The 24544-nt window shown below is 56.6% G+C and carries 20 protein-coding genes; 11 read left to right on the plus strand and 9 right to left on the minus strand.

Features of this window, described 5'->3' with window-relative positions; all coding sequences use genetic code 11:
• Positions 1-1838 (minus strand): two-component regulator propeller domain-containing protein (locus VM163_13235; GenBank protein ID HUT04844.1); only part of this gene is annotated, 1838 nt, incomplete at its 3' end.
• A 699-nt stretch (positions 1839-2537) separates the two neighbouring features.
• Here VM163_13235 and VM163_13240 point away from each other — a divergent pair.
• Positions 2538-4271, plus strand: a complete 1734-nt coding sequence (locus VM163_13240) for a 1,4-alpha-glucan branching protein domain-containing protein (GenBank protein HUT04845.1) — start codon at positions 2538-2540, stop codon at positions 4269-4271.
• A gap of 49 nt (positions 4272-4320) precedes the next feature.
• Here VM163_13240 and VM163_13245 read toward each other — a convergent pair whose 3' ends face one another.
• Entirely contained in the window at positions 4321-4992 is a 672-nt protein-coding gene (locus tag VM163_13245) for a tetratricopeptide repeat protein (GenBank protein ID HUT04846.1), read from the minus strand.
• A gap of 873 nt (positions 4993-5865) precedes the next feature.
• Between VM163_13245 and VM163_13250 the strand changes: the two genes are divergently transcribed.
• The 4 genes from VM163_13250 to rsmI all read left to right on the plus strand — a co-directional run bounded on the left by VM163_13250 (position 5866) and on the right by rsmI (position 11416).
• Entirely contained in the window at positions 5866-7347 is a 1482-nt protein-coding gene (locus VM163_13250) for a hypothetical protein (GenBank protein HUT04847.1), read from the plus strand.
• Positions 7348-7456: 109 nt separating this feature from the next.
• On the plus strand, positions 7457-9964 hold the full coding sequence (locus VM163_13255) for a DUF3160 domain-containing protein (GenBank protein HUT04848.1): 2508 nt from the start codon (positions 7457-7459) through the stop codon (positions 9962-9964).
• Positions 9965-10052: 88 nt separating this feature from the next.
• On the plus strand, positions 10053-10616 hold the full coding sequence (locus tag VM163_13260) for a hypothetical protein (protein ID HUT04849.1): 564 nt from the start codon (positions 10053-10055) through the stop codon (positions 10614-10616).
• 23 nt (positions 10617-10639) lie between these two features.
• Positions 10640-11416 (plus strand): 16S rRNA (cytidine(1402)-2'-O)-methyltransferase, encoded by a 777-nt coding sequence (gene rsmI, locus VM163_13265; protein ID HUT04850.1) that lies wholly within the window; start codon positions 10640-10642, stop codon positions 11414-11416.
• A gap of 114 nt (positions 11417-11530) precedes the next feature.
• Here rsmI and VM163_13270 read toward each other — a convergent pair whose 3' ends face one another.
• The 5 genes from VM163_13270 to VM163_13290 all read right to left on the minus strand — a co-directional run bounded on the left by VM163_13270 (position 11531) and on the right by VM163_13290 (position 15516).
• Positions 11531-12031 (minus strand): hypothetical protein, encoded by a 501-nt coding sequence (locus VM163_13270; GenBank protein ID HUT04851.1) that lies wholly within the window; start codon positions 12029-12031, stop codon positions 11531-11533.
• Positions 12032-12640: 609 nt separating this feature from the next.
• A complete protein-coding gene (waaF, locus tag VM163_13275; GenBank protein HUT04852.1) occupies positions 12641-13690 on the minus strand; it encodes a lipopolysaccharide heptosyltransferase II in 1050 nt (349 codons plus the stop codon).
• Complete coding sequence (locus VM163_13280) at positions 13687-13869, minus strand: hypothetical protein (protein HUT04853.1); 183 nt, start codon at positions 13867-13869, stop codon at positions 13687-13689. The genes waaF and VM163_13280 overlap by 4 nt, the downstream gene beginning before the upstream one ends.
• A 23-nt stretch (positions 13870-13892) precedes the next feature.
• Positions 13893-14729, minus strand: coding sequence for a hypothetical protein (locus tag VM163_13285; GenBank protein ID HUT04854.1), 837 nt, complete (start codon positions 14727-14729; stop codon positions 13893-13895).
• 22 nt (positions 14730-14751) lie between these two features.
• Positions 14752-15516 carry an SDR family oxidoreductase gene (locus VM163_13290; GenBank protein ID HUT04855.1) on the minus strand — a complete coding sequence of 255 codons (765 nt, stop codon included), beginning with the start codon at positions 15514-15516 and terminating at the stop codon, positions 14752-14754.
• A gap of 341 nt (positions 15517-15857) precedes the next feature.
• On the opposite strand from VM163_13290, the gene VM163_13295 reads away from it, so the two are divergent.
• The 5 genes from VM163_13295 (at position 15858) to yidC (ending at position 20050) form a co-directional block, all read left to right on the plus strand.
• The gene (locus VM163_13295; protein HUT04856.1) at positions 15858-16676 is read left to right on the plus strand and encodes a MotA/TolQ/ExbB proton channel family protein; all 819 of its coding nucleotides are present in this window, start codon (positions 15858-15860) and stop codon (positions 16674-16676) included.
• 17 nt (positions 16677-16693) lie between these two features.
• On the plus strand, positions 16694-17092 hold the full coding sequence (locus tag VM163_13300) for a biopolymer transporter ExbD (GenBank protein ID HUT04857.1): 399 nt from the start codon (positions 16694-16696) through the stop codon (positions 17090-17092).
• 182 nt (positions 17093-17274) lie between these two features.
• Positions 17275-17409 (plus strand): 50S ribosomal protein L34, encoded by a 135-nt coding sequence (rpmH, locus tag VM163_13305; GenBank protein HUT04858.1) that lies wholly within the window; start codon positions 17275-17277, stop codon positions 17407-17409.
• 39 nt (positions 17410-17448) lie between these two features.
• Positions 17449-18084 carry a ribonuclease P protein component gene (rnpA, locus tag VM163_13310; protein HUT04859.1) on the plus strand — a complete coding sequence of 212 codons (636 nt, stop codon included), beginning with the start codon at positions 17449-17451 and terminating at the stop codon, positions 18082-18084.
• A 13-nt stretch (positions 18085-18097) separates the two neighbouring features.
• Positions 18098-20050, plus strand: coding sequence for a membrane protein insertase YidC (gene yidC / locus VM163_13315; protein ID HUT04860.1), 1953 nt, complete (start codon positions 18098-18100; stop codon positions 20048-20050).
• Between the two features lie 89 nt (positions 20051-20139).
• Here the strand turns inward: yidC and VM163_13320 are convergent, their stop codons facing one another.
• Both VM163_13320 and VM163_13325 read right to left on the minus strand, forming a co-directional pair.
• Positions 20140-21567 carry an interleukin-like EMT inducer domain-containing protein gene (locus VM163_13320; GenBank protein HUT04861.1) on the minus strand — a complete coding sequence of 476 codons (1428 nt, stop codon included), beginning with the start codon at positions 21565-21567 and terminating at the stop codon, positions 20140-20142.
• A gap of 484 nt (positions 21568-22051) precedes the next feature.
• Entirely contained in the window at positions 22052-22372 is a 321-nt protein-coding gene (locus VM163_13325; protein HUT04862.1) for a TRL-like family protein, read from the minus strand.
• A gap of 319 nt (positions 22373-22691) precedes the next feature.
• Between VM163_13325 and VM163_13330 the strand changes: the two genes are divergently transcribed.
• Entirely contained in the window at positions 22692-24458 is a 1767-nt protein-coding gene (locus VM163_13330) for a right-handed parallel beta-helix repeat-containing protein (GenBank protein ID HUT04863.1), read from the plus strand.
• The last annotated feature ends 86 nt before the right edge of the window (positions 24459-24544 follow it).

The following is a 24544-nucleotide window of genomic DNA, read 5'->3' on the forward strand; positions in this document are numbered from 1 at the left end:
TCGTATGAGAGCGCAACCGTCATCGTGTCGCCCGCGTGATACTCGTCGCTGTCAGTCCCTATCGTTATCGTCGGTCCCGGCGGCTTGACGCCAGACTCGTGGCAGAGAAGCCCAGCCGGCGTGGCAAACCAGACGTCGCCGTTCGGGGCTATCGAGATGTCGCGTATCTCGTTGACCGGAAGGCCGCTGTCGATGTCCCACATCGTCCACTCGTGGCCGTCGAAGTAGCCCAGGCCATCGTTCGTCCCAACCCAGACGTTGTTCGCCGCATCGCACTCGATACAGCTTATCGCGTTCGAGGGAAGCCCATCATCGACGGTGTAGTGCGCCAGCTCCCCCGAAAAATCGACCAGGGCTAGTCCTGTGTCCTTGAACCCTAGCCAAAGCGCGTCCCCGCCTGCACAGGCGATCGCCGTTACGTTCTGATACTCGGGCAGCCATTTGACAACGCTGTTGCCCAGAAAAGCCGCGACGCCCGCAGGGATGCTGACCCAGACCTTGCCGAGCTGGTCGAGCGCGATGGCCTGCGGACTACTCCACGACTCGGTTGGCCACGACATCCACAAGGAGCCATCATATCTCGCAAGGCCGTCCAGAGCGCAGACCCAGAGCCTACGCTCGTAGTCGCAGCATAAGGCTTTGCAGTAGCTGAGAGGTATCCCTTCGTTCCCTGCCCTGGAGTAGTTGATGAACGTGCCCTGCCACTTTCGCAGCATGTCCTGTTGGCCAAACCAAATCGCGCCTGTTCCGTCGAAAACGATGTCATAGACGGCGTTGACGCCGTATGCCTCAGGACGGTAAAGGACCTCCCAGTTCGGGGCGTCGTAGTATCCGATTTCGGCCTGTCCACAGCCATAGAAGACCTTGCTTCGCTCATCAACGGCGACGGAGTGCACGTCGTTGCTCATCAGCGTGTCTCCGGCGTAGTTGCTCCAAAGACCGTTCTTGTAGCTGGCTATGCCCGCCGGTGTGCAGATGAACGCCGTGCCGTCCGGGGCGCAGGCGACGCCGGTGGTGACGTTCGATAGCAGCCCGCTGTTCAACGTGTTGAAAACAGTCCAGTTCGCCCCGTCGAACATCGAGACGCCTCGATTATAGCTGCCGACCCAGACTCGCCCGTCTGGAGCTACGTCCACATAAGTCGCTGTGTAGGCAGGCAGGCCATCGTCCGGCCCGTATGAATGCACGAGGACGCCATCCTGAAATCGATGCGCCATATTCCAGTCGGTGACCCACACCTCGCCCGGCGCACCCACGGCCATGTCCGTCGGCTCCCCGAAGGGCAAGTTGTCGAACACCCTCCACACGCCGTCTTTGTACCTGGCAAGCGAGCCTGGTGGGCCCATGTAGGCAAACCATCCGGTCCCATCATCCTCAAAAACTACCCGCTTTGCACAGTCGTCCGCGGGTGCGCCATCCACAGGCTCCCAGGCGTCGCCCTCGAAGCGCCACAGCTGACCCCACGTCGAGCACCACACACTTCCATCGGGCGCTGCGGCCAAAGCCCCAATACCATCGTCGAACTCGTGCCAGGCAACGAAATCCTCAGCTATGCAGAAGACCTTGTTCCACGAGCCGACCCACACCCAGCCCTGGGTATCGATAGCGAGACCTATCGACCAGGAGTTCGCCTCCACGTAGTGGGTCTTATACTCGCCGGTCGATGGCACAAAGCTGACGACTGCTGCATCACCAGCCCTAAACCATAGCGTCCCATCGGAGGCGACCTCCGGGTAATCGCCGTTAACGAACACGTTCTGATACCACACGAACTCCTCAGCATAGCCAACCGAGCAAAATACGAACAGAATCAAACAGCCAAACACAAACCTCTTCATCTAATCCTCCTCAATTCAGTAAATTGTGCATGGGGCCCGGGCACGGCCCGGGCCGCTCTGGCTGGCCGGCCGAGGGGCGTTACGCCTCTTGGTCGGCTTTTTCATCTCGGGATTATCGAGGCGAAAGTTCTGCGCGGCGCTCATAGGTGGGCCTCCTTCGGTCGGGCCCGCCTTCGCCGAAGTTATGGCGGACGGAGAGGAGCGGCGCCTAGCTATCTCCGTACTACATATTGTAGCACCTGAGAATGACAGCACAGGATGCTGAAACCTCATCCCATTCCCCTATTTTATCCTACAACCTTACTTAAAATATGACGCCTGCAACCAGAAGAGTCAAGCACTTTTTTGCGGACGTAAACGCCGTCCAAAGCACCGGTTGTGTTTTAGGGCGCTTGACAGGCGCCGCGAATCCCTGGACGAATCCCCCTGAAGTGACTGTGTTTGGCGTCGGCAAGCGTGTCTGGGTCGGTGTTGCCCCGCCCTAGTGTCTGCGCTGCCAAAGCTGGTCTTAACAGCGAGCGAACTAGTGCGGCGTCGCTGAAACTGAGCCCACGTCAAACTGTGCGCCTCGCAGTAGGCTACAGCCGGAGGTGATAGCTTTGAGGCGAGCGCGGCTTTTTGGGGTTCATGTTTTGTGCGAATACGTTATAGTCAGTCTGGTTAGTCGAAAGGCGCAGAATTTATGCGGGGATGCGTGCAATGAAAGGTTACTTGTCAATAGTCCTACACTCTCATCTTCCTTATGTTTTGACTCACGGGGTCTGGCCGCACGGGGCCGATTGGCTGAACGAGTGCTGTGCCGAGACATATATCCCGCTGCTTGACGTTTGCTTTCAGCTTGTCTCGGAGGGAGTCTCGCCGAAGCTGACTATCGGGCTGACGCCAGTGCTGTGTGAACAGCTGGCGGACCCGGCATTTGTTGGCTCGTTCACGACCTACGTCGATCACAAGATCGAGAGCGCCGTCTTGAACGCTGACGAGTTCGGGCGCACCGGTCTGCGGGACAGGGCACGGCTGGCGGAGATGTGGCGTGATTATTATATTGGAGTTAGACGAGCCTTTCTGAAGACCTATGACAAGGACCTTGTGGGCGCATTTAGGAGGCTTCAAGATGATGGCCACGTGGAGATAATTACCAGCGCCGCGACGCACGCGTATCTCCCGCTGCTTTATGAGGATGGCAGCATAGACCTTCAGATCGCCGCTGGCAAGGCGAATTACGAGAAGTTCTTTGGCCGCGAGCCGTTTGGCATCTGGCTTCCTGAGTGTGCATACCGGCCGGGCTACAGGTGGAGCTCTCCGCTGGTCGAGTCGGGCGATGACCGGGCTCGGCCCAGGAAGGGGATAGAGTATTATGTCGGAAAGAATGGGATGCAGTATTTTATCGTTGATTCGCACCTGCTCCGAGGCGGTAAGCCAATCGGGACCTATCTTGCACGATTTGATGCTCTTCAGCGGCTTTGGAAACAGATCGAAGAGCAGTACGTTCCTCGTCCACAAAAGGAGGACCTGTCGCCGTACAACGTTCACTGGGTCGGGTCAACATCGGGTGAAACCAGTGTGGCCTTTTTTACCCGCGATCCCAGGACTGGGCTCCAGGTGTGGAGCGGCGAACGGGGTTATCCGGGCTCACCGGAGTACTTGGATTTCCACAAGAAGCATTTTCCGGGCGGGCTTAGGTATTGGCGGGTTACGGGCCCCCAGGTGGACCTGGGAGAGAAGCAGCCCTACAGTTTGGAGCCAATAGAGGGAAGGCTCAGGGAACATGCGCATCACTTCTTGGGCCTGGTGGTGGAGAACCTGAGCGGAGCGCGGCTGGACGGAGGCCGCCCGGGAGTCGTCTGTGCACCGTTCGACACGGAGCTGTTTGGACATTGGTGGTTCGAGGGCCCGAGGTGGATATATCATCTCGCCAAGGCGGCCCACGAGTCTAGCGAGGTCTCGCTTGTAACTTGTGGCGAGTACTTGCACAAGTTCCCGCCCTCGACGGTCGTCGATCTGCCCGAGGGCTCGTGGGGGGAAGGTGGGTTCCATTTTATATGGCTGAACAAGGATACCGAATGGACGTGGCGTCATATCCATTCCGCGGAGCGGCGCATGAAGGAGCTGCTGGCCGCTTACGGAGGCGATAGCGACCCCCTTATGAGGCGCACTCTGGCGCAGGCTGCTCGCGAGTTGCTTCTCCTCGAGAGCTCGGACTGGCAGTTTTTGATCAGCACTTGGTCAGCGCGGGACTACGCCCAACAGCGTTTTGCCGAACACGACGCCTGTTTCAATCGGTTGGCCGAGCTGATCGAGCGCTACGCGAGCGCTCGCGACATGGGAGAGGACGACCTCAACTACCTTCTAAGATGCGAAACAATCGACCCGATATTCCCCGAGCTGAAACTCACAGGCCGAACCGATGAGGACAGTCCACACGAATCGGGCTGATTGAGCCGCCATCCACAGCCGGAAACGTGTGAAACTGCCCCAACCCTACCTAGTGCATAATCGCACTGCCGCCGGTCATCTCGTCGATGAGGCGCTGCGTCTTGGCAAACTCCTTGTCGGCGCTGACTGATTTTAGCATGTCGGCCGCGTTGAAAAGGACGGACAACCCCTCCTGTTGGGAGCCTTGCTGACACATAATCACGCCTATGTATCTCATGTCAATCGCCTCCTGTCGCCTTGCGCCGAGCTCTCTGTGTATCAGCATCGCCTTCGCCAACATGTAAAGCGCATGCGACCAATCCCCCTGCGCATCATAGACGCGGCCGATATTGCGCATGACGTCGGCCTCGCCACTGCGATCGCCAATCGTTTCATAGATAGATAGCGAGGAGTTTAGACATGCGAGCGGGTTGCCGATCTGGCCGCGCTCATAAAGCATCACTCCGAGCCTACAAAGCTGCTTTGCCTTGCCCTTCGGATCGTTCAAGGCCACGAACTTGCGCAGCGATGCCCTGGTCGAGACAATTGCATGCGTATGCTGGCCGGCTTCCCAGAGGCACATCCCGATCTCGCCGAGGGCGTGCGCCTCGCCCAGCTCGTCGCCGGACGCCTTTGCCTCTGAGAACCTTTCGCGGAGTTTCCTCAGCGAGGTGATAAGTTCATCTTGCTCTTCGCTCTCTGAGCGGTCATGCGTTGCGTCAGTGGCCTGGTTGTCAACCATCTGCTTACTCCCAATACACCATACCACTATGTGAAGAGCTTATCGATGTTAAAAAGCCAGCCATCAGTCGGGTGGCCGAGCAATTGCATCTACTCATGGAGTAATCATACTTTGTTTGGTTTGATTTCTCAAGGTGTAAGACGAGTCCCCAATAATCAGATTGAAGAGGGGAATGTCGTGGCCCCCTCGGGGATGGGGCGCATGAGATTGTGCCCGACAGGGCACACCACGGGTAGCCGCAGGCGCAGCCTGACGGTAAGAGGAGAGCTCCCTATGATAACCCTCCCGTTGCGTTGCACGCACGGCTACCCACGGTATCCCCTGCCGGGGATTGCAGCGTGGGTCCCTCATTTCCACCCGGCAGGTGAAGGAGGCAGCTGTTCGGACTGCAACATGAACTCCTCTATCTACCTGTCGAGCTGCTGCAACAGACAACTTCCCGGACCGCCAATCTGATTATCGGGGGAGTCGGACGTGCTTGACGGATCCGGCGTCTGTGCATTATATTGTATAAGTACGTGGATTGCTAATCCATAAGCATTAATGGGTTCCTGATTAGGGAGGTGCTTCTAAGGATTCACACATATTCCAGCTCTCGGAGAAAGGATCGATACTGGATTCGGGACACCGGTTCGGTACTAAAGGCATTTGAGAGCTCAGAGGATTTGGGGACACGTTTTCCCCGGGTCATATCTGGTGAATACGCATGTTCTTAAGAGGACGACTGTATAGCCCGACAGTCACCGAGGGCATACTTGATCTATCAATCGCACTCTCGAGATGCTCCCGACACTTTGATGGTATGCAATGACCTAAGAACCAGGAATCGAGTCTGGGCCGCAATGTTGATAGTCAGGACAGGAGGGATGGGCGTTGAATGAGGCCAAGAGAACATACTCCAAGATCCAGGAGGATTTTGCCAAGTGGGATTCTGAGACGAGGCGCCTCCTCAGAGAGGCCAACCTCGCAGGACGAGAATCGATGGGTCGGGACGATGTAGCGAGCGCCATCGACGCACATCATGCTTACGAAGCGTGGCGGGTCGGTGACGAGATCAAGGCCCTGGGCGCGGAGCTGGCGCGCGACTATCCCGACTCTCACCTGTGCAAACTGGTCAATGACCACCTGAGGCGTGAGGAGAAATCGCATCGGATGGTCTCCATTGTGAAGGACCTAAATGAGAGGCTCGCCAAAGCCTGTTCAGGCTTCAGGTTCAAGGTCGCACCTGAACCAGTGCGGTTGGGTGAGATTCGCGCCCTCATGGCGGGTCTGACTGAGGAGTCAGACAGAGCAATGCTATTCAGCCAGCTAGCGGTTCTCAACGAGCAGATTGAACCGCTGATAAGAGAGGGCCAGAGGCGCCTCGCGAAAGAACACGACATGTCTCTCGCTGATTACTGCAGGCTCTTTCTTCAGGAACAATGGCAGTTAACTGGCAATACTGCGAAGCTGCTTTACGCTGTGTTTTCTGCCGGCAGGCAGCTCGTCCGACTGGTTGAGCTGGATGGATGCGGCTTACAAGACCTGTTCCATTATCACAAGAGATCACTTGACGAGGCCGATGCTTATTTCGGACCTGAATTGCCGACCGAGCAGTGCTTTCAGGCACTCAAGGCGCTGGGTTTTGACGAAACTCAGACTAGGCGAATCAGAGTGGTTGTTAAACCAGGCACCACACCAGCGCACGCATCTGCATTGAATCTCGATGAGGATCTTTGCGTTGAGGGCAGTTTCTCAGCCGGCGCGTGGTGGTTTAGAGTACTAGTGCACGAGATGGGCCACTGTCTCTGCAACATCTTCTCGCCAAAATGGCCTACGATACGAGGCGACCCGATTTATCTACATTACGGCGAAATCCTGGCCGAGCTGCCTGCCGCTGCCGCGTCCACCGCGCATGTTCTGGGAGAAGTGCTTGCGGTTGATGATATTCAGGCGGAGCGAATTGGCGCCCTTATCCGACGCTCGAGGGCGATGGCGTTCGTCTATGACGCTGTGAGAGCGGATTTTTCGATGAGAATATGGCAGGACACATCTTCATCATTTGACGACCTCTATGCGCAGGTCTGCGCAGACTATGGGCTTGGCGTGCCAGAACCGGGTGCTTTTTTCCCACCGGTTATCTTCGATGTTCTTTCCCCGGTCTTCATCACTCACGCGTTTGGCTCATGCCTTTCAGACTTGTTCCTCAACCTGACGCTCGAGAGGGCTGCGAAGCTCTGGCCGCGGCCCATTATTGCGCCGCTTTTGATAGGCGAGACGTACCATCTGTGGTGCAGATGCAGCGTTGCCGACTATCTTCTGGAAAGCGGCTGCAAACTCGAACCCGGCGAGATTCTACCTTCCTTTCTTGCGTAGTCCAGTTGATTGTACTTGACGGATCCGGTGTCTGTGCATTATATTGTATAAGTACGTGGATTGCTAATCCATAAGCATTAATGGGTTCCTGATTAGGGAGGTGCTTCTGATGACTGCTTCGAGGCGTCTGTTTGTGCTTGTTGCGGTCGTGGTTTCGCTGCTCGCGGCTGGATCGGCCTTCGCTGGTTTCAAGACCATGATGGCGACAATCGACAAGGATATCGAGACTCGGTTTGGTGTTTACAGTCCGCTCGCGGTTGATGTGAACCCGTCGCTGGAGCCGCAATACGTCGCTTGGGACTTCAGCAACGTTGCCGATTTCGACGAGGTCGCAAGCCGGTTGAGCGACCGTGCTAAGGCTCTGTTGGCCAAGAACGGGTTCGTGGTTGTGCCGACGCATAGCCCGAACGTGCTCACCATGCAGGGCTTGTATAAGGACCTTAACACGTTTGGGCGGCGCGTCTTCGTAACAACGGATTCGATGCTGACCACGTATCATGTTCTGTTCGACTACAGCCTCCGGGTCGCGGAGATGCAGAGGTTCAACGCTGCGGCCGGTGCGTTGACGCAGGGGATGGTTGGGAAGATGGACGAGATGTGTCGGAGCGCGGCGGAGCCTTATACTCAGGAGCTCCTGATGAGGGCGCTCGCATACTTCTGTGTTCCGGCCAAGCTTCTCGACCCGGACTATGTTGTTCCCGAAGAGGTTTCGGGCCTCGTGTCCGAGGAACTGGCTCTCATCGAGGCGCATCAGGGCAAGGCCTGCTCCCCGATCATGGGCATGTACGAGGACTACAGCCAATACGTTCCCCGCGGGCATTACACGCGGAACGAGACGTTGAGCCGCTATTTCAAGGCGCTGATGTGGTATGGGCGGCTGATGTTTCGGCTTGATACGAGCTCCTCGTTGAGCTGTGTCGAGAAGGGCGCTTACGACGAGACATTGCAGGCGCTCTTGATAGTTCAGGGGATTGTAAACCTCGAGACCTCGGAAGGATCGGGCCTTGAGCTTTACGACCAAATCTACACCCCAACTGTCTTCTACGTGGGCGAGGCGGACGATTTGACTGTCCAGGAATACCTGACGCTTGCCCTTGAGGTCTATGGGGATGCTTTCGCATCGATGCCGCCTGAGCAGCTCGTGGACGAGGCTAAACTGGCCGTATTCACCGAGGCGGCCAAGGAACTGCACGACCCGCTGATCAATTCCACGTTTGTTCAGGACTACGAGGACCATGCGGTGACGACCAAGGGCTTTCGGTTCATGGGCCAGCGGTTCATCCCGGATTCGTATGTTTTTCAGCAGCTGGTGCACAATAAAGTCTGGGGCAGGATGATGCCCAAGGGGTTGGACGTTATGGCCGCTCTTGGCTCATCGAGGGCGTATAGCATTCTTGATTTCGTGTATCAGGACACCCGCTATCCGGACTATCCAGAGCGGATGAGTCGCGTCAGGACATGGTTCGCGACGCTGCCGGACGAGTCGTGGGTCCAGAACCTCTACTGGGATTGGCTCTATTGCCTGATGCCGGCTCTCGTCACGAAGGGGGAGGGTTTCCCGCTGTTCATGCAGAACAAGGCCTGGACGGACAAGGAGCTGGGGACGGCGCTTGGTTCCTGGACGGAGCTGAGGCACGACACGATCCTTTACGCCAAGCAGAGCTACTCTTACGAGACGGGAACGCCCGACCTGACGATTGGTTACGTTGAGCCCAATCCGCTCGTCTATGCTCGGCTGGCCTCGTTGTGCGACATGACAATATCGGGTCTGTCCAAGTACGGGCTGCTTCTTATGGACTATCGGACGCGGTTCGAGAGCCTTCGCGATACTCTGCTGCTTATGAAGAGGATCAGTGAGCGAGAGCTTATAGGCGAGCGACTGGATGAGGACGAACATCTTGCGATATGCCACATCGGTAGCAGGCTGTCAGAGATTCTGACTTTCCCGGCGGATGACCCATCTAGTCAAAACGACGAGGATGGTAAAATGGCACTGGTCGCGGACGTTCACACCGATGGCAACAGCTCAAGCGTGCTAGAGGAGGCGATAGGTCATCCCGCGTGGGTTTACGTAGTAGCGCCGACCGACGATGGGCTTGCGATGTGCACGGGCGGGGTCTATTCCTACTACGAGTTTAGCTGGCCAATGAGCGACCGCCTCACAGATGGCGCTTGGCAGGAAATGCTCGCGAACGGCACGAACCCGCCCCAGCCAGAGTGGGTGTCTTCGTTCGTTGCGGAGGGCGTTTCGGAAGGTCATGCGCCAACCACGAACATCCTCTCGGTCGCGCCCAGCGATCTCATCGTGGCCGATGGCGACGAGCTTTCTGTCTCAGTGTCGGCGTTCGCGCACGACGAGCTTGTCAATTGCACGGCTTACATCGCTGCCCTTGATCCGGCAGGGAGGCTGCTGTTCTATCCCGACTTCTCCCAAGTGCCTCAGCCCTTACCGTTGTCTCTAGCAGCCGGAACCCTGATCAAAGACGTAACGGTCTTCCGTTTCGGGGTCGTGCCCTGGGTGGAGAAGGGCTATTACATTCTGATGACTGCTGTGTTCGACAACACATCCACGCTGATCGAATCTTCCGTGAGTTCTGCCCCCCTTATGCTCAGATAGCGCTTGAAAAGGTATGAAATACCGGCATACTGCGAGCATACGCAATACTGTTGCTAGCTAACTCGCTCTACACCAAGAAAGGATAATAATGCCCGCGATAACCAAGAAGCTCGTTGAGGACCTTCGGCAAAGGATCATTGCGCTTCAGGTTCGTGATAAGGATTTCGTGCTGTCTTCAGGAGCACAAGGTCACCATTTCATCGACATCAAGGGCGCGTGCCTGGAGCCCGAGTCGCTCTACGTAATCGCTGGTACATTTGTCAAATGGATGAAAGCGATGAACGTCTCTTTGGCCGGGGGCGGTGCTTTGGGCGCTGACCCAATCATTGGAGCAATGGTCGCGATATCGCAGCTTGCCCCTTTCAAGCACCCTATTAAAGGCTTCATTGTGCGCAAGAGCCTAAACGAGTTCGGAACGGACAGTCTCGTCGAAGGTTGCGTCGAGCGAGGCGCTGCCGCGGTCATCGTGGATGATGTGCTATCGACCGGTGGTTCTACGCTATGGACGGTTCAGATGGCCAAGAGCAGTGGCATGAGGGTCAAGGCTGTGTTCGCAGTTATTGACAAGATGAGAGGCGGTGCCCAGAAGGTTGTTGGGGCCGGATATGACTGTCGGTCGATTTTCACGCTCTCCTCGCTGGGTTTCTCCTAGCGTCGCGTCTTGAGGCCGCCGGTATGGTCGGGCCCACGCAGCCACAAAGAAGCACTCACTCGAAAGCCTCAGAACCGGGAACTCTCTACGTCGTCGCGACTCCGATCGGCAACCTCGACGACATCACGCTCAGGGCAATAGAGACGCTCAGGTCTGTCCATCTTATTGCCTGTGAGGACACTCGTAGGACGCGCAAGCTGCTTTCACGGCTTGAAATATCGGCTGGGGGAGCAGGCGCCCTCCTCAGCTATTTCGAGGGGAACGAGCTTGCGCGAACAGAAAAGATCATCGCGCAGCTCAGAAGCGGGAATGATGTCGCGCTCGTCTCCGATGCCGGCACGCCGGCAATCTCAGACCCGGGCTTCCCTCTGCTTAGGGCTGCTATTGAACATGGGATCAGAGTCATCCCGGTCCCGGGCCCATCGGCCCCAACTGCGCTCCTGTCTGCTGCCGGGATGCCGACCGACCGGTTCCTTTTCGAGGGCTTCTTGCCGAGAAAAAAGGGGAAGCGAGCTGCACGCATCTCCGAATGGAAGGAACTTTCGGCGACCGTCGTTCTGTTCGAGTCCCCAAAGCGCATCGCCAGGACGCTACAAGAGCTGCTCGAGCTGCTCGGCGACAGAGACGCCGCGATAGGGAGAGAACTTACCAAGCTCCATGAGGAGATCGTTCGGGGCCCGCTCTCTGAGTTGGCGCAGCGTTTCTCCGGTGGCGACGTGAAGGGTGAGATCGTGCTGGCAATTGCTGGAGCTGGCAAGCGAATCTTGCTCAGGTCCAAGAGCACCAGCCCAAAGAGGTAACTGCGGCCCGGTTGGCGCGAAGGCCGGCCTCCGCATCAATTTCATCCTACAAGCATAAGCCGAGAACCCACAATTCATGGAGACCGTATTGAAGCTGTCGGGGCTCTACCTGCGTTATTTGGCCTTCATGTTGCGGCCTTTCAGCCGCTCCATCTTGGCGTAGGTGTCCTTGATTTTCTCGTCCGCCGAGCTGACCCAGCTAGGGTCTGGAGAGATTCTGACCGTCCTGTAGGCCGAAAGCGCCAGCGAAAACTCGTTCTTGTTCAGGCAGTCGTCCCCAAGCCATATTAGGGCCTCGGCAGCGATTGGCAGATACTCGTTGAAAGGCGTGTAGGAATGAAGGCAGTTATCAAAGGCAGTGATCGCCTTGACGACGCTTTGATAGTAATCGTATCGGACCTGCTCGAATCGCTTTGTCTCCTCCTCGGAGAGAAGGCCTTTCTCATTGCGAGGAAGCAGCTTCGCATAGGACCTATAGTGCCCCGCGATGCTTGTCACCTGCTGCTCGCCTCGACGGATCTCTGCCCGTGACCTTAGGAACACATGCACCCAGACCGATACATAGACAAAAGCGAACAGGCAAACAATCGAAAGTGCGATCTCTAGCTTCTTCATGGAACTCTCAAACTCAGTCGAGAAAACACCACGGCTTAACTCTCTTGGAGCCTATCGTGCGAACGCCCGCGTTGTCAAATCGAGCATATTGAGAAGTTCCCCCATTCTGTTTTGGATTGGTTCGTGGCACGGGTTTTCGTTTCTGGGGATTTGATAACAGCTGTGCGTTGGTCTTTTGGCAGCAAAGTAGGACAGGACATCCGCTGCAAATCCCCGCAAGGGGGTTAACGTGAATAGCCCCACGTGTAACGTGGGGAATCCGTGCCAGCTGACAACCCTCTCCCCCAAAGGCCTCGGGCAATCTCACAGAGATTGCCCGAGGCCTTTGGGACCAATAGATTCTTGTCCGTTTCAATCCGTAGGTTGCATCTACGGCTACTGTTGTCGGCCCCCTATCGGGGAGCCAAAACACAGCATCACGGCAATCCTAATTCCACTTTTGTCTCGCCCAAAACCAACACACACAGCCAACTACCCGGCAAATCAGCAGTCTGTTTTGGGGAAACTCCTGGAGGATATTACAGAGGGTGAGGCGCTGCTGTGTCTCAAGGGTCATGACGCAAATGAGGACAACCTACAACTGCTAATAAGAAGCTTATGGCCTGGGACCTACAACTCACGACGTCGCTTTATTGTCCTGCCGATCGCCTCGCAGACGGCCTCAACTGTGATCGCCAGCATGCAGTCGTAGCTGTGGGTTCTGCACTCGCGCTTCAGGCACGGTGCGCAGCGGACGCCTGAGGTGATGATGGCGTGTTTCTCGCCGAGCGGCCCTGTCGCTGCCGGGTTGGTCGATGTGAAGATGGCGACGACGGGAGCCCCGGCAGCGGCCGCAAGGTGCATCAGCCCCGAATCGTTTGACAGAACCACCTGCGCCCGTGCGAGCACGCCAGCGGCCTCGACCAGAGACGTCTTCCCACCCAGGTCAATGCACTTTCCCGATGCCATCGCAGCTATCTGCGCAGTCAGCGGCGACTCGGCTGCGCTTCCGAGCAGGACCGAGGGCATGTTGTGCTCGACCCAAACGAGGTCAATGACTTTCGCAAAGCGGTCGGGGAACCAGCGCTTTGCTGGCCCAAAAGACGCTCCCGGGCAGATGGCGAGATATGGCCCGGAGGCCGGGGAGCCCAGGACCTCGGCCGTGAGCTGTTTCCCTCTCTGGAGAACCTCGTCGGGAAGCGTGAGCGACGGAGTGGCCTCGCCCTCGATGGCAACGCCGACCGCCTTCAGCATGTTCAAGTAGTATTGAACGTGGTGGAGGCGTTTGGCGTCGGGTGTGATGGGCACGGCCGTCGTGAGCAACAGGGCCCTCCCGTCAGTCGCATACCCTATGCGCTCGGGGATGCGCGCCATGAATGCCAGCAGCGCTGCCTCGAAGGCGTTCTGGAAGAGGAAGGTCTTCTGAAAGCGCAGCTGTCGGATCGCCCGGACGGCTTTCCAGAATGTGAGATGGCCGCGCTCGATGGACCCACGCGGGTGAACGCCAACGTAAGGCATGACCCCTGCGACCCCATCGACTAGCTCGAAGATAGGCGCTAGCTGCGGCCTAACAAGAACCCTGACCTCAGCGCCGGGGTAGTGCTCGATGATCGCCCTCAGGGCCGGCAGATTCATGACAACGTCGCCCACCCAGTTGGTGGCTCTGACGAGTATTCTCACTGCGAGTCTCGTTTCCCGAGGCTAAAGGCTTGAGAGAGGTTTGTGGCCCCATAATCTATGCGCTGATCATCGCCCCGTCCGGGGTCATGGGCTCGTCGCTCGGCGAACCGGGCGCCGGGGACGTTTTTCAAGGCCTCGGTCATTGCTTTGTCAGGTCGGACGGTCGCGGGTTTCTTCATTTGTTTCCCTCGGACTCTAGTGCTCAAGGTCGGCGCGGCGAAGTCCCGGTTGCTGTGCCAAGCTCCTCTTTTTCCGCCATCCTACGCAGGACAGCATTCAGCCTGAACAGCGACGTGATGCGCCTGGCCAAGATTGACCAGACGTTTGGGGAGTAGTACTCCCCGAGCGGGACCACCATCTCTTTGGAAGGCAATGGATGGCCGTTGACCCAGATAGTTACGATAACCTTGGCGCCTCGAGCGACTACGGACAGAAGGCTGAAGAGGACGCCGGCCGCGGGATACATATATTTCGCCCACTGGCCGAACTTCTTCAACAACAGGGTGCCAGCAAAGATGAAGACCATGCTAAGGGAGTACAGAACCTTCTTGAGCCAGTACAGCTGCTTGCTGGCGGCGATCTTCTTTCCGCAGCGCGGGCAATTCGTAACGCCCAACTTCGTCAGTGCGGACTTGCACTTGCGACAGCTGACCTTGTAGTCCACGTGAACACCCTGAAGCTCGAAGGAGGCCACGCCAGCAGTTGGGGTCGATGTTTTTGCCGCCGCCTGGGCCGCCGCTTTGGACGACCTAACGCTTACCGAAGGCCAGGGGGGCTTGTGAACCGACGCTGCTTGTCTCAGGTCGCTCTGTTTCTGCACCCGTGCAACGCTTTTGGCCGCCCCGGTGCTCTCGGCCAAGTCCTTCCTCTGAGCCCATGCGCCCGCAAAAAAGTCCAACTCGCTAGCCTTGGCCCATTTGCCGCCCGTCAATTCGTCCGACTTGATGCTGAACCACGGCTGAATCTGCCCCTCACGAGCCATTCGCAGAAGCCCGGCCGCCGTAACGTTGAGCCTCTTACCCTCGACCTCCACTTTCATTAACGCACCACCTCGAGACAAATCATGCTGTAGCGCCTCCGTCCAGAACAATCAGCGAGCCCGTCATCCAAGAGCTTTGGTCAGAGACCAAAAAAACGGCGAGAGACGCGACGTCCTCGGGCATGCCCCGGCGGCCCAGCGGATACAGCGAATCGATCTTTGCCCTGTCGCTCTCAATGCCTATGCTGTTGAAAAAGTCGATCGTGGTGTCCATGATCCGCGTATCGATATGGGCGGGGCAGATGCAGTTGACCCGTATCCCGTCCTTCGCGTAGCCCTTCGCCAGGCTTCGCGTCAAGATATGCACCGCTGCCTTCGAGGCGCTGTATGCGTCTGCATAGGTAGTGGCCCTGATGCCCGAGACTGAGCCGATGTTCAGGATGTTGCCCGCCTTTCGATCGATCATGTGCGGCAGCGCCGCCTTGCAGCATAGATAAACGCCCTTGACGTTGATGGCGAACATCTCATCCCAGTCCTGTTCACTTGTGCTCAGGATGTCCTTTCTGAAAAGAATGCCAGCGTTGTTGACGAGAATGTCAATGCGTCCAAAGCGGTCCACAACGTTCCCAACAAAGCGGTCAACGTCGGCCTTCCTCGAGACATCTGCCGTCTGCCAATAGGGCGCCTCATTGGCGTTGCCAAGCTCGCGGCCCACACGTTCGAGTGGCTCGAGGCGCCTCCCGCAGATAGCAATCTTGGCGCCTTCCACAGCAAATCGGTGGGCGATTGCTCGCCCGATCCCCGTCCCGCCGCCCGTTATGATTGCGGTCTTATCCTTCAGCTGCATGTTCTATGTCTCCCCAATTCTGGATGATCATACAACCCGGCAAGTTGCCTTTGCAACCGACCGGGTCTGCCCCACCGATGGAATTAACTATGTTGGAGACCGCTCTTTTGGAGTGCGGCGGGTTCACGCCGCTTTCATTGGTGGTGGCTCGACACCACCCTCTGATAGACATCCATCCTGAACCTGGAAGCGGTCATCGAAACAAACGCACGCTTCTTAACAGAGCGCACGCCGCGTCAGGCCACGGCGAGACAAAGCGGTGTCAAGCCACCGCACTCCAAAATCAGCCAACGGGAGTGCTAAGTGTCGTTGACATTCGACGTCATGGCGAATTAGCCTCTATGGTGCCACGAGCAATTGCAGAGTGTTTCGCGCAGAACGCCATGAGGTATGAGCATTTGGACCTATTGCTAGCTGCAAAGGACAGCGTTGTCGTCTCGCTGTTCTCTCAGATGGACCCTCTTGGTGTTGCGATCACGGTGTCTTTACTGGTGGTCTCGCTCTATTCATGGTCGGTGATCCTTGAGCGCGTTTTTTTCTTCAGGCAGACGGAGCGAGGATTCTGGGAGTTTGAGCGCATCTTCAGGAAGTCGCACAACCTAAAAGAGGTTGCCGACAGCCTTGGCGACATCCCGCCCAGCTCCCTGTCTAGGATATTCAACAGGGGGCACGCTCTGCTGAAGGAGTCGCTTCAGCTTCTGGACATCGCCGGCTCAGGGCGTGCTCAGGAGCCCGGGCTCAGGTCCGGGATGGTTGAGATGCAGATCGATCTTCTGAAGGAGAGCCTCGCTATCTGTGCTGACGAGGAGGCGGCTTTGTTCGAGCGTCGGCTTGGCGTTCTGGGCACAATCGCTGCTGCCGGGCCGTTCGTGGGATTGCTGGGAACGGTGTGGGGGATCATGGTCGCCTTCCATAGTATGGGCGGAGTGGGAACCGCGGAGTTCAGAGTCGTGGCCGCCGGAATCTCGAGTGCGCTTCTCACGACAGTCGCAGGCCTTGTGGCAGCGATTCCGGCGCTCGTCTCTCACAACTACTTCATTCAGAAATCCCGGCAGTTCGGCGCCAGGATTGACGACTTCAACGACAGGTTTCAGCGGCTTGCGGGACACTGGTTGGTGCGTGCTATCTCGGGGCCAAGAGAGGCGGGGTCCGAGCCATGAGCCTCGGCAGGCGCCGAATGGCTGCTATATCGGACATCAACGTAACCCCTATTGTCGATGTCATGTTGATGCTCCTCGTCATTTTTATCCTGACCGCCCCGGTGATTCGATACGGGCTGGACGTCGGCCTGCCGAAAGGGGACTTTGAGGAGCAGAAGACTCGCCGGGCCGTTATAGTGTCGCTTCGGCATGACGGCCAGGTTTTCGTTCAGGATAAGAAGGTGGACCTGGGCCAGCTTCCTAAAGTCCTGACCACGGAGCTTGCCCGGATGCCTGCCTCGAAGGTGATGATTGCCGCGGACAAGCGCTGCTCGTACGAGGGGGTGATGGAGCTTCTAGAAAATGTGAGGGGCGCTGGCGTCGAGAATGTTTATCTAATGACTGAGTCGCCAAAAGTTCTCCCGAAGGCGAGATGATCTCGTGCGGCATCCTCACGCTCGCGCGGGCAGGTGTCGAGGATTGCCTGCAACCGCTTGGCGTTGGTGTCGTTGACAGGGCTTGCCTTGCGTTTTAGTATCCGGCGTGTAATCCCCTGGAGGGATACCTTTCTACTGATAAGACCACGTTACGAAAAATGAGCAACTGAGAAGGTAGCAGAATGAAACGGACATATCAGCCTCACAATCTGAGGCGCAAGAGGACACATGGCTTCCTGGTTAGAATGCGATCCCGGCAAGGCAAGCAGGTGATTGCGAGGAGACGTTCAAAGGGCAGAAAGCGACTCTCAGTTTGAGCGCCACGGGCATCATCAGCACTTCAAGGGTTAGCGACATTGCCAAAACGGGGGGTTGACTACGAGCGGCTGAGGCTCTCATCGGAGTTTCGGCTGATCTACGACAGCGGCAAGCGCGTTGCGGGAGCGAACTTGGTTGTGTTCGGCGTGAAGTCTGACGAGAGAACCATTCGGCGATTCGGGGTGTCCGTCAGCCGGAAGGTCGGGAAAGCGATCGTCAGGAACCGCGTCAAGCGGCTGCTGCGCGAGGCGTTTATGAGTCTTTTGCCACATCTGGGGCCGGGCTGGGACGTTGTCATCTGTGCGAGGCCGTCGATAGCCGGCGCCTCGTTTGTGGAGGTCCGAGATGACCTGGAGCGTGCGCTGAAAAGGCTGGTGGGCAGCCCTCGCAAGCACGGCTCATTTGCGTCTCTGGCCAGCAAAGGCATTAACACAGTGCTGGCAACCCCCGTTATCATGACGCTCACCGCATACCAGAAACTAGTGTCGCCCATCATGCCTCGCTGCTGTCGCTTCTCGCCAACTTGCTCAGAATACGCCATCGAAGCGTATCGAGAGTTCAGTCTGCTTCGAGCCACGCAACTTGCTGTTTATAGGCTCTTGAGGTGCCAGCCCTACTGCGCCGGTGGCTACGACCCATTGCCCCGAGCAGAGAAACACACAACCGCCGGTTGAGGACTGAGCTTATATGGAAACAAGAAGACTCATTCTAGCGATCGTTCTAATCTTCGCCGTAGTGGTTCTTTACAACTACTTCTTTGTGCCTAAACCCGAGCCCGGACCAAAAGAGCCCACTCAGACTCGCGCGAAAGAGGTGGGCCCGGCTTCAGAGTCGCCAAGCACTTTGGAGCAGTATTTAGAGCGCGAGATGACTGGCAAGCAGGCCAAATCGCGGTTGCGGCCCGTCGTCAAAGAGAAGCGTCCAAGTGAGGTTGTTGTTGATTCTGACCTGTTCAGAGTGGTCTTCTCTACTGACGGAGGAGGGATCAAGAGCCTGCGTTTGAGACGCTACAAGGACCTTCCGCCCAACTTCATAACGGCCAAGGAGAAGCTTTTGGCCAAGAACACGGCGGCCGAGGCGCTGAACGAGTTCCAGCTTGCGAACGCAAAGAAGGTGCTTGGCGAGGTAGTCTCCGATTTCCGCAGCGACTTTATGGGCCAGAGGGAGCTTTCTTCCGAGCAGAAGGACCGCCTCAAGGAGCTTGCGGAGCAGTTCCTGGGCGCTGCGAGTCGCATTTCCTTCTCCGACTTAGCCAAGCGCCGCGCCTCCGCCGGACGATTGCGGACGAGTCTGTCAAAGGAGCTCTCGTATGAACGGTCAGACAAGGGTGAGACGATGCGCCTGATAGAGCTGCTCGAGGGCGTGGAGATGGTGCCTCCGTATCTTTCTGCTATTGGCGAGTACATGCTGAAGACCGTCTATCCGTTAGGGTCGGAAGAGAAGGGGAGGCCGTCGTTTGAAACCGTGCAGTTCACCACAACTGCCCCGGCCAGTACCGTTCTCGCATCGGGCTCGGACCCCTGGGTAATTCGATTCGAGGCCGACTTCAACGACGGCAAGCTGATCAAGGAGTATCGCATAAGACCCGACAGCTATATGATGGACCTGTCTTACACGTTTGAGGCGTCGTCGTCGGCCACGGTCGCGGGGCAGAGCTTCGAGACCTGGCTTGGCCCCGATGTGGGCTCATCCGGCGTGGAGCCCAAGGGGAGATACTCGAGCGGCGGAATAGTTGCCTCGGATAGGGAACATCTGCTCAAGGACGCGTTTGGTCTCAACGACATGTTGTCCTGGGCGGCGCTTCAGGACAGATATTTCATTGTCGCGCTGGCTCGGAAAACATCCTGGCTGGTCGGCTCGGAGCCGTTCTTACAGGGATTTAATGTTAGATGGGTAATCCCTCTGTCCGGCAGGAGCACCTCGAGCGTAACGGTCTTTGCGGGGCCAAAGGACACAGACGAACTCGAAAAAGTGCACGTTGGCCTGGAGAAAATCATTGATTTTGGCTGGCTCACCATTGTGGCAGAACCAATCTATGTCTTGCTAAAGTATATCTACAAGCTTGTCGGCAACTACGGCCTGGCCATTATTATCTTGGCGCTGCTGATCAAGATTGTTTTCTACCCACTAACAGTCAAACAGACAAAATCGATGAAGAAAATGCAGGTGGTCGCACCTCAGATCAAGGCGCTTCGCGAGAAATACAAGAACGATAAAGAGCGCCTCAACAAGGAGATCATGACCTTATATAAGACGCACGAGGTGAACCCGATGGGTGGGTGTCTGCCGATGCTGATCCAGTTCCCGGTCCTGTTCGCTCTTATCAGGGTTCTGCCCATCGTTATCGACTTGAGGCAGGCGCCGTTCATCCTTTGGCTCCATGACCTCTCCGAGCCAGACCCTTACTACATAACACCCATCCTCATGGGAGTCGCGATGCTCGTCCAGCAGAAGATGACGCCCGCCGGCGACCCCAAACAGGCCAAAATGATGATGATGATGTCGGTTGTTTTCACGTTCTTTTTCTTGAGCTTCTCATCCGGTCTCGTGCTCTATTGGCTCACCGGCACCGTTTTACAGGTGGCCCAGCAGGTCTGGACGAGCAAGAAGGAACAGAAGGCAAAGGCACCCGCATCGTGATGCTCCAGGGGCTCGCGGCATAGCTGCCGCTTAGCGGGCCTCGACCAAGCCCTCTCGCTCTGACCGAGGGGCCGCTGGCCGCCCGTTCCTCAGGGGGCCGCGAACAATAGCTCGCTGCCAAGCTCCTTGCCTGATAGATAGATCACAGGACGATGGTCGAAAGCGGCCTTCTTCCTCATATAGGCCTTGATTGACATCTCATCTGAGCCGAAATCCGTTGGACCACATACCTCGAGAAAAGATGCCCCTCGGCAGTGCATCTCGAGCGCAGAGCCGGCCGGTGCGCCCTTAACACCGATTGCGCAGTGCGACCAAAGGTATCGGTCGGGCTCGGTCATGGCGAACGTGGCGCCGATCCCTCTAAACGCTTCCAGTAGATCGGTCTCGACCTTCGTCTTGCCCTTGGCTGCCAGTATCACGATGGCCCCGGCAGGGAGCTTTCTGATGCGTTGCCTAAGCTGCTGATTATCGCCCTTGTCTTTGATTGTGTCGAAGTGGTCCGATACGAGAAGCTCCCCCGACTTCTGCTCGAGAGCCACGAGATTGTAGCCCCTAAGACCTGTCGCGACATCAACCCCATTGACGACGATGTTGCCATAGTCGCCGTGGTCCTTGCCGGCGCTGCGAACAACGATGTCGCAAGGTGCAGCGACGCCAGTCGAGCCGATCTTGTCATTGCCGGGATGGACCAGCTCCATCCCCATTCGCTCGACAATCTGAGCAAGCTCGAACCACTTGAGCTGTCCGGCAAGCGTCCAGATCGGCCAGAGCTTCTTGGGCACGAGAGACCTAAGCGTTGTCTCGACCACCTTCTTGCTGTTCGCCTGTTTCCCGAAGCCCTCCAACAGAGAACCCATGCCCGAAGTCTTCATTAGTTTCTCTATGACTTGCGGCGCTGCCTCCCAGTCCCATGTAATCAGATAGACATAGGTCTCCCAAAAAAGCGCCGAGGACTTGTCCAGCGCATCCCTCTCACATTCCTGCATGCGAGGCCTTGCCTTGTCCCATTCGCTTCTCAACGAGTGGACTTTCGCCATCAGGCACGAGTCATCTTTGATGGTGTCCAAGAGCTTCAGAAGCTTATCCTCCTTTGGCGCCCCGAACTCATCCGAGGGAAAGACAAAAAAGTAATCGTTTGAAAGCGCCATTGCCGCCGTATATTCCGCCAAAGCATTCTGAATCTGTCCTTTGTTAAAGAGCTCCTTGCTTTGCTCATAGTGCTGTCCAATGCCCGTGAGCGCGATATCACGCATCTTCGGCTCGAAAGGTTTGCTTGTGTGCTCGATGCGCCGAATCTTGATATAGTGCTTCATTGCCGTGGCGAAATCGCCCGCCGCTAAGGCCCTCTCGGCTCGATACTTCAGCGCTGACGGCAGGTTGGCTATCTGCATCCCCAGGGCAAAAGCGCCGGCCAGGCAGAGCAAGACAACGACAAGGATGGAAAGCCACCGTCCCTGCCCGTCGCCCTTCGGCGTGGCCAATTCTTCGCTCACACGGTCGTTCTGTGTTTCAGACACCTATCTTCTCCCAGCGAACTCACTTTGACATAAAGCGCTGCCAGAATCGTATAGAGGCCGCTCCGTCCTGTCAACACACGCGATGTGAGGAGTTTCCCCCATTCTGTCCTGGAGTGCTTCTGGGCACCGCTTTCGTTTCATGGGGCTTGATACTGGCTGCGCGTTGCTTTTTTTACAGCAAAGTCTTAGGACATAACCCCGGTCGAGGCTCACGAGACCTCGACCGGCCCTTTTCATTTCAGGGCAGACGTCGAGATCAGACGTGCAAGGATTAGCCCCAATGCTGTTCACTTAAGTTGATCTTCAGTGTTCTGCTCGCTTTTGCGACTCCTGAGATGAAGGGGGGTAGTATCGCGGAGCGTTGGTGGCTTTTTAGATGCGATAATCACCGATACTTCATGCTTGTCCCAGGCCGCGACAGTGGCCTGAATGTCTCAAGAGGTCAGGAGGGGGAGCGATGGCACCTGCGACTTATCTTGATTGACTACTCGCCGTAAACAATAACTGTTAGTTTGGCATAAACGCCCAGAATGACCTCTGCCTTGTAATCTACGTGATGAATCTTGGTGATGCCTCCGTTCTCCATGGCGGCCTTAATGCTAGCATCACCGGTCGCGATCCACCCCAGGATTGAGGTGCACTCGGAGGTCCCAACCTTTGAGTAGTCCGCATTGGCAGTTACCGAATGGGGACCCTTGACGTCAGAGTACAGAAAGCCTGTCGCGGGGCTCAAAACCATCGCACATCCTGACAGAAGCAAAGCTGCCACCATCAACACAGTCATCGGAAGAAGCGCCATTTTCATGTTTAAATCCCTCCAAAAGATTTTTGGTCGCAGGTGCCTCTCCATACTTTCCACCAAGCATTAACAGGAGACGATTCCCGTTATGAGAATGATAAGGCACTCTTTACGATTGTCAATGATTTCGAGAACATTTACGAAACAGTCCCAACATCCACGTTTGTGTTCAAGAGGCTGAACCACGAGTGGCCTGAACCAACGCGATACGCACCTACCGAATAGATGCTCGATGAAGCTCTGGTGAAATGACTTGACACAAATCGGCAGCCTCGTATCATGCGAATGAAATTGTAACTGACACTAGTTTGAATAGGAGGCTGTTATGAAGCTATTACATTTTGCTTTTGCTGCGGCGCTCGTATGCGCGCTTGTTTGGCCATCGGTTACTCAGGGCCGCACGATAACGGTGCCGGACGATTTCCTGAGTATTCAAGATGCTGTTTATGATGCGAATACCGGGGATACGGTCTTTATTAGGGAAGGATTGTATTATGAGACGTCGATCTCAATCAGCCCTATCGGCCCGAAGGCCCCGGAGCGTGAGGCCGTAACGATCGTAGGCGAGGGTACGGGCAAGACGATCATCGATGGGTCCAAGGGCGGATTCGATATTTTCATCGTCAATGCTCCCTACACGATCATCCGGGACCTTACAATTCAAAACAGCAAGGCCTCGGGCATCTGCTTCCGGGGCAAAGGAGAGGTCTCGGTGGCCATCAACTGCGAGAGCACGGGCAATCGGACCGGCATCAAGTGCCAGATTACGAGCTACGACCAGAACCTTAACACTGACATCTCCAAGGCGCTCATAATCGACAACCGGCTTGTCGATAACGAGTACTATGGGCTGTATCTCGAAAATGGCTGTCAGGCGAGTGTGATGCACAACTGGATCGAGGGCAACGGCTACGCCGGCGTCTATTGCAGGATGGACGCTGTCCTGACGCCTTGTGAGCCGACCATCCGCAACAACCACATAGTCAACAATGCTCCGGGCTCAGAGGTGTACGGGTTTGTGGTCGGGGGGATGGCACAACCGACCATTCGTAACAACGTCATCGTCGGTTTCCCAACGGGCGTTTACTGGTATGAGGGCAATCACGTGGACTGGTTCAGGAACAACGTGATCACGGAATGTGCCGTTGGGGCAGAGTCGCAGGTGAGGAAAAGGCTCGACTACTGCCTATTCTATGACAATGGCCAAGACGTAAATAACCTCCAGCTTGGTTCAAACGTGATAGCCGACGAGGACCCGCTATTCGTCGATGCGGAGAACGGCGACTATCATCTTGCGGCAGGTTCCCCTTGTATCGGGACAGGCGACCCAGATATGCCAGATGAGACTTCCGAGACGAATTACGACGGCACCGACATCGACATGGGTGTCTATGGAGGCAAGGAGGTCGGCCCTGTCTGCAAAATCTTGCTGTCCAAACCGTCCAAGGACGGAGACGGCGTCAAGACTTATTACGTGGCCGAGTATTACGAGGACCTCAACGACAACGGAAGATGGGACCTTGGCGAGCCGTTCGAGGACGCTAACGACAACGGCAGGTGTGACGAGGGTGAGACCTTCACGGACGAGAATGGGAACGGCGTTTGGGACGGAGGAGAGCCCTATATCGACGAGAACTACAACGGGCGATACGACAATGGTGAGCCGTTCACTGACCTGAACGAGAACGGGCGCTGGGACAATCAGCGCGAGCCATACACGGACAGCAACAGGAACGACAAGTACGATCGGGGGGACGCGTTCACCTACATCAGCCTTTACACTAATTTTGGGTACCAAGTAGGGGATACGGACCTCTTTCTGGCTTTCTTGCTGGAGGACGGCAGCTACTTCTCATACAACGTTGACGGTGCTTGGGTTCCGGGCGCACACGGCCTTCTTGACCCAGCTCCGTTTGCTGATGACAACTATGCGTTCGCAATTCACGCAATGACGCTTCGCTTTTTCTATGGCTTCCCGCTAATTGACCAGAACATAGGCCTCTTTGCCGTGATGGCGCCGGCTGGGCATGTGTTCGATCAGCCCTGGGATGCAATCGCGGGCGAGACGATCACGCTTACCGAGGCTCAATAGAGCGGGCAATACATGACGGGCGGTGAGCGGCCAACTAACCTCATCTCGCTCGTCAATCAGAGGTTGCTGGGCAATTTAGGCTTGCC

It is taken from the genome of bacterium (genome assembly GCA_035527515.1).
In the GTDB taxonomy this organism is placed as follows: domain Bacteria; phylum B130-G9; class B130-G9; order B130-G9; family B130-G9; genus B130-G9.

What these genes read in the sequence shown, in the direction of transcription:
- VM163_13240 (HUT04845.1), top strand. Translation starts at nt 2,538, where the DNA reads ATGAAAGGTTACTTGTCAATAGTCCTACACTCTCATCTTCCTTATGTT.
- VM163_13245 (HUT04846.1), bottom strand. Translation starts at nt 4,992, where the DNA reads ATGGTTGACAACCAGGCCACTGACGCAACGCATGACCGCTCAGAGAGC.
- VM163_13255 (HUT04848.1), top strand. Translation starts at nt 7,457, where the DNA reads ATGACTGCTTCGAGGCGTCTGTTTGTGCTTGTTGCGGTCGTGGTTTCG.
- VM163_13260 (HUT04849.1), top strand. Translation starts at nt 10,053, where the DNA reads ATGCCCGCGATAACCAAGAAGCTCGTTGAGGACCTTCGGCAAAGGATC.
- rsmI (HUT04850.1), top strand. Translation starts at nt 10,640, where the DNA reads ATGGTCGGGCCCACGCAGCCACAAAGAAGCACTCACTCGAAAGCCTCA.
- VM163_13270 (HUT04851.1), bottom strand. Translation starts at nt 12,031, where the DNA reads ATGAAGAAGCTAGAGATCGCACTTTCGATTGTTTGCCTGTTCGCTTTT.
- VM163_13280 (HUT04853.1), bottom strand. Translation starts at nt 13,869, where the DNA reads ATGAAGAAACCCGCGACCGTCCGACCTGACAAAGCAATGACCGAGGCC.
- VM163_13285 (HUT04854.1), bottom strand. Translation starts at nt 14,729, where the DNA reads ATGAAAGTGGAGGTCGAGGGTAAGAGGCTCAACGTTACGGCGGCCGGG.
- VM163_13290 (HUT04855.1), bottom strand. Translation starts at nt 15,516, where the DNA reads ATGCAGCTGAAGGATAAGACCGCAATCATAACGGGCGGCGGGACGGGG.
- VM163_13295 (HUT04856.1), top strand. Translation starts at nt 15,858, where the DNA reads ATGGTGCCACGAGCAATTGCAGAGTGTTTCGCGCAGAACGCCATGAGG.
- VM163_13300 (HUT04857.1), top strand. Translation starts at nt 16,694, where the DNA reads ATGGCTGCTATATCGGACATCAACGTAACCCCTATTGTCGATGTCATG.
- rpmH (HUT04858.1), top strand. Translation starts at nt 17,275, where the DNA reads ATGAAACGGACATATCAGCCTCACAATCTGAGGCGCAAGAGGACACAT.
- yidC (HUT04860.1), top strand. Translation starts at nt 18,098, where the DNA reads ATGGAAACAAGAAGACTCATTCTAGCGATCGTTCTAATCTTCGCCGTA.
- VM163_13325 (HUT04862.1), bottom strand. Translation starts at nt 22,372, where the DNA reads ATGAAAATGGCGCTTCTTCCGATGACTGTGTTGATGGTGGCAGCTTTG.
- VM163_13330 (HUT04863.1), top strand. Translation starts at nt 22,692, where the DNA reads ATGAAGCTATTACATTTTGCTTTTGCTGCGGCGCTCGTATGCGCGCTT.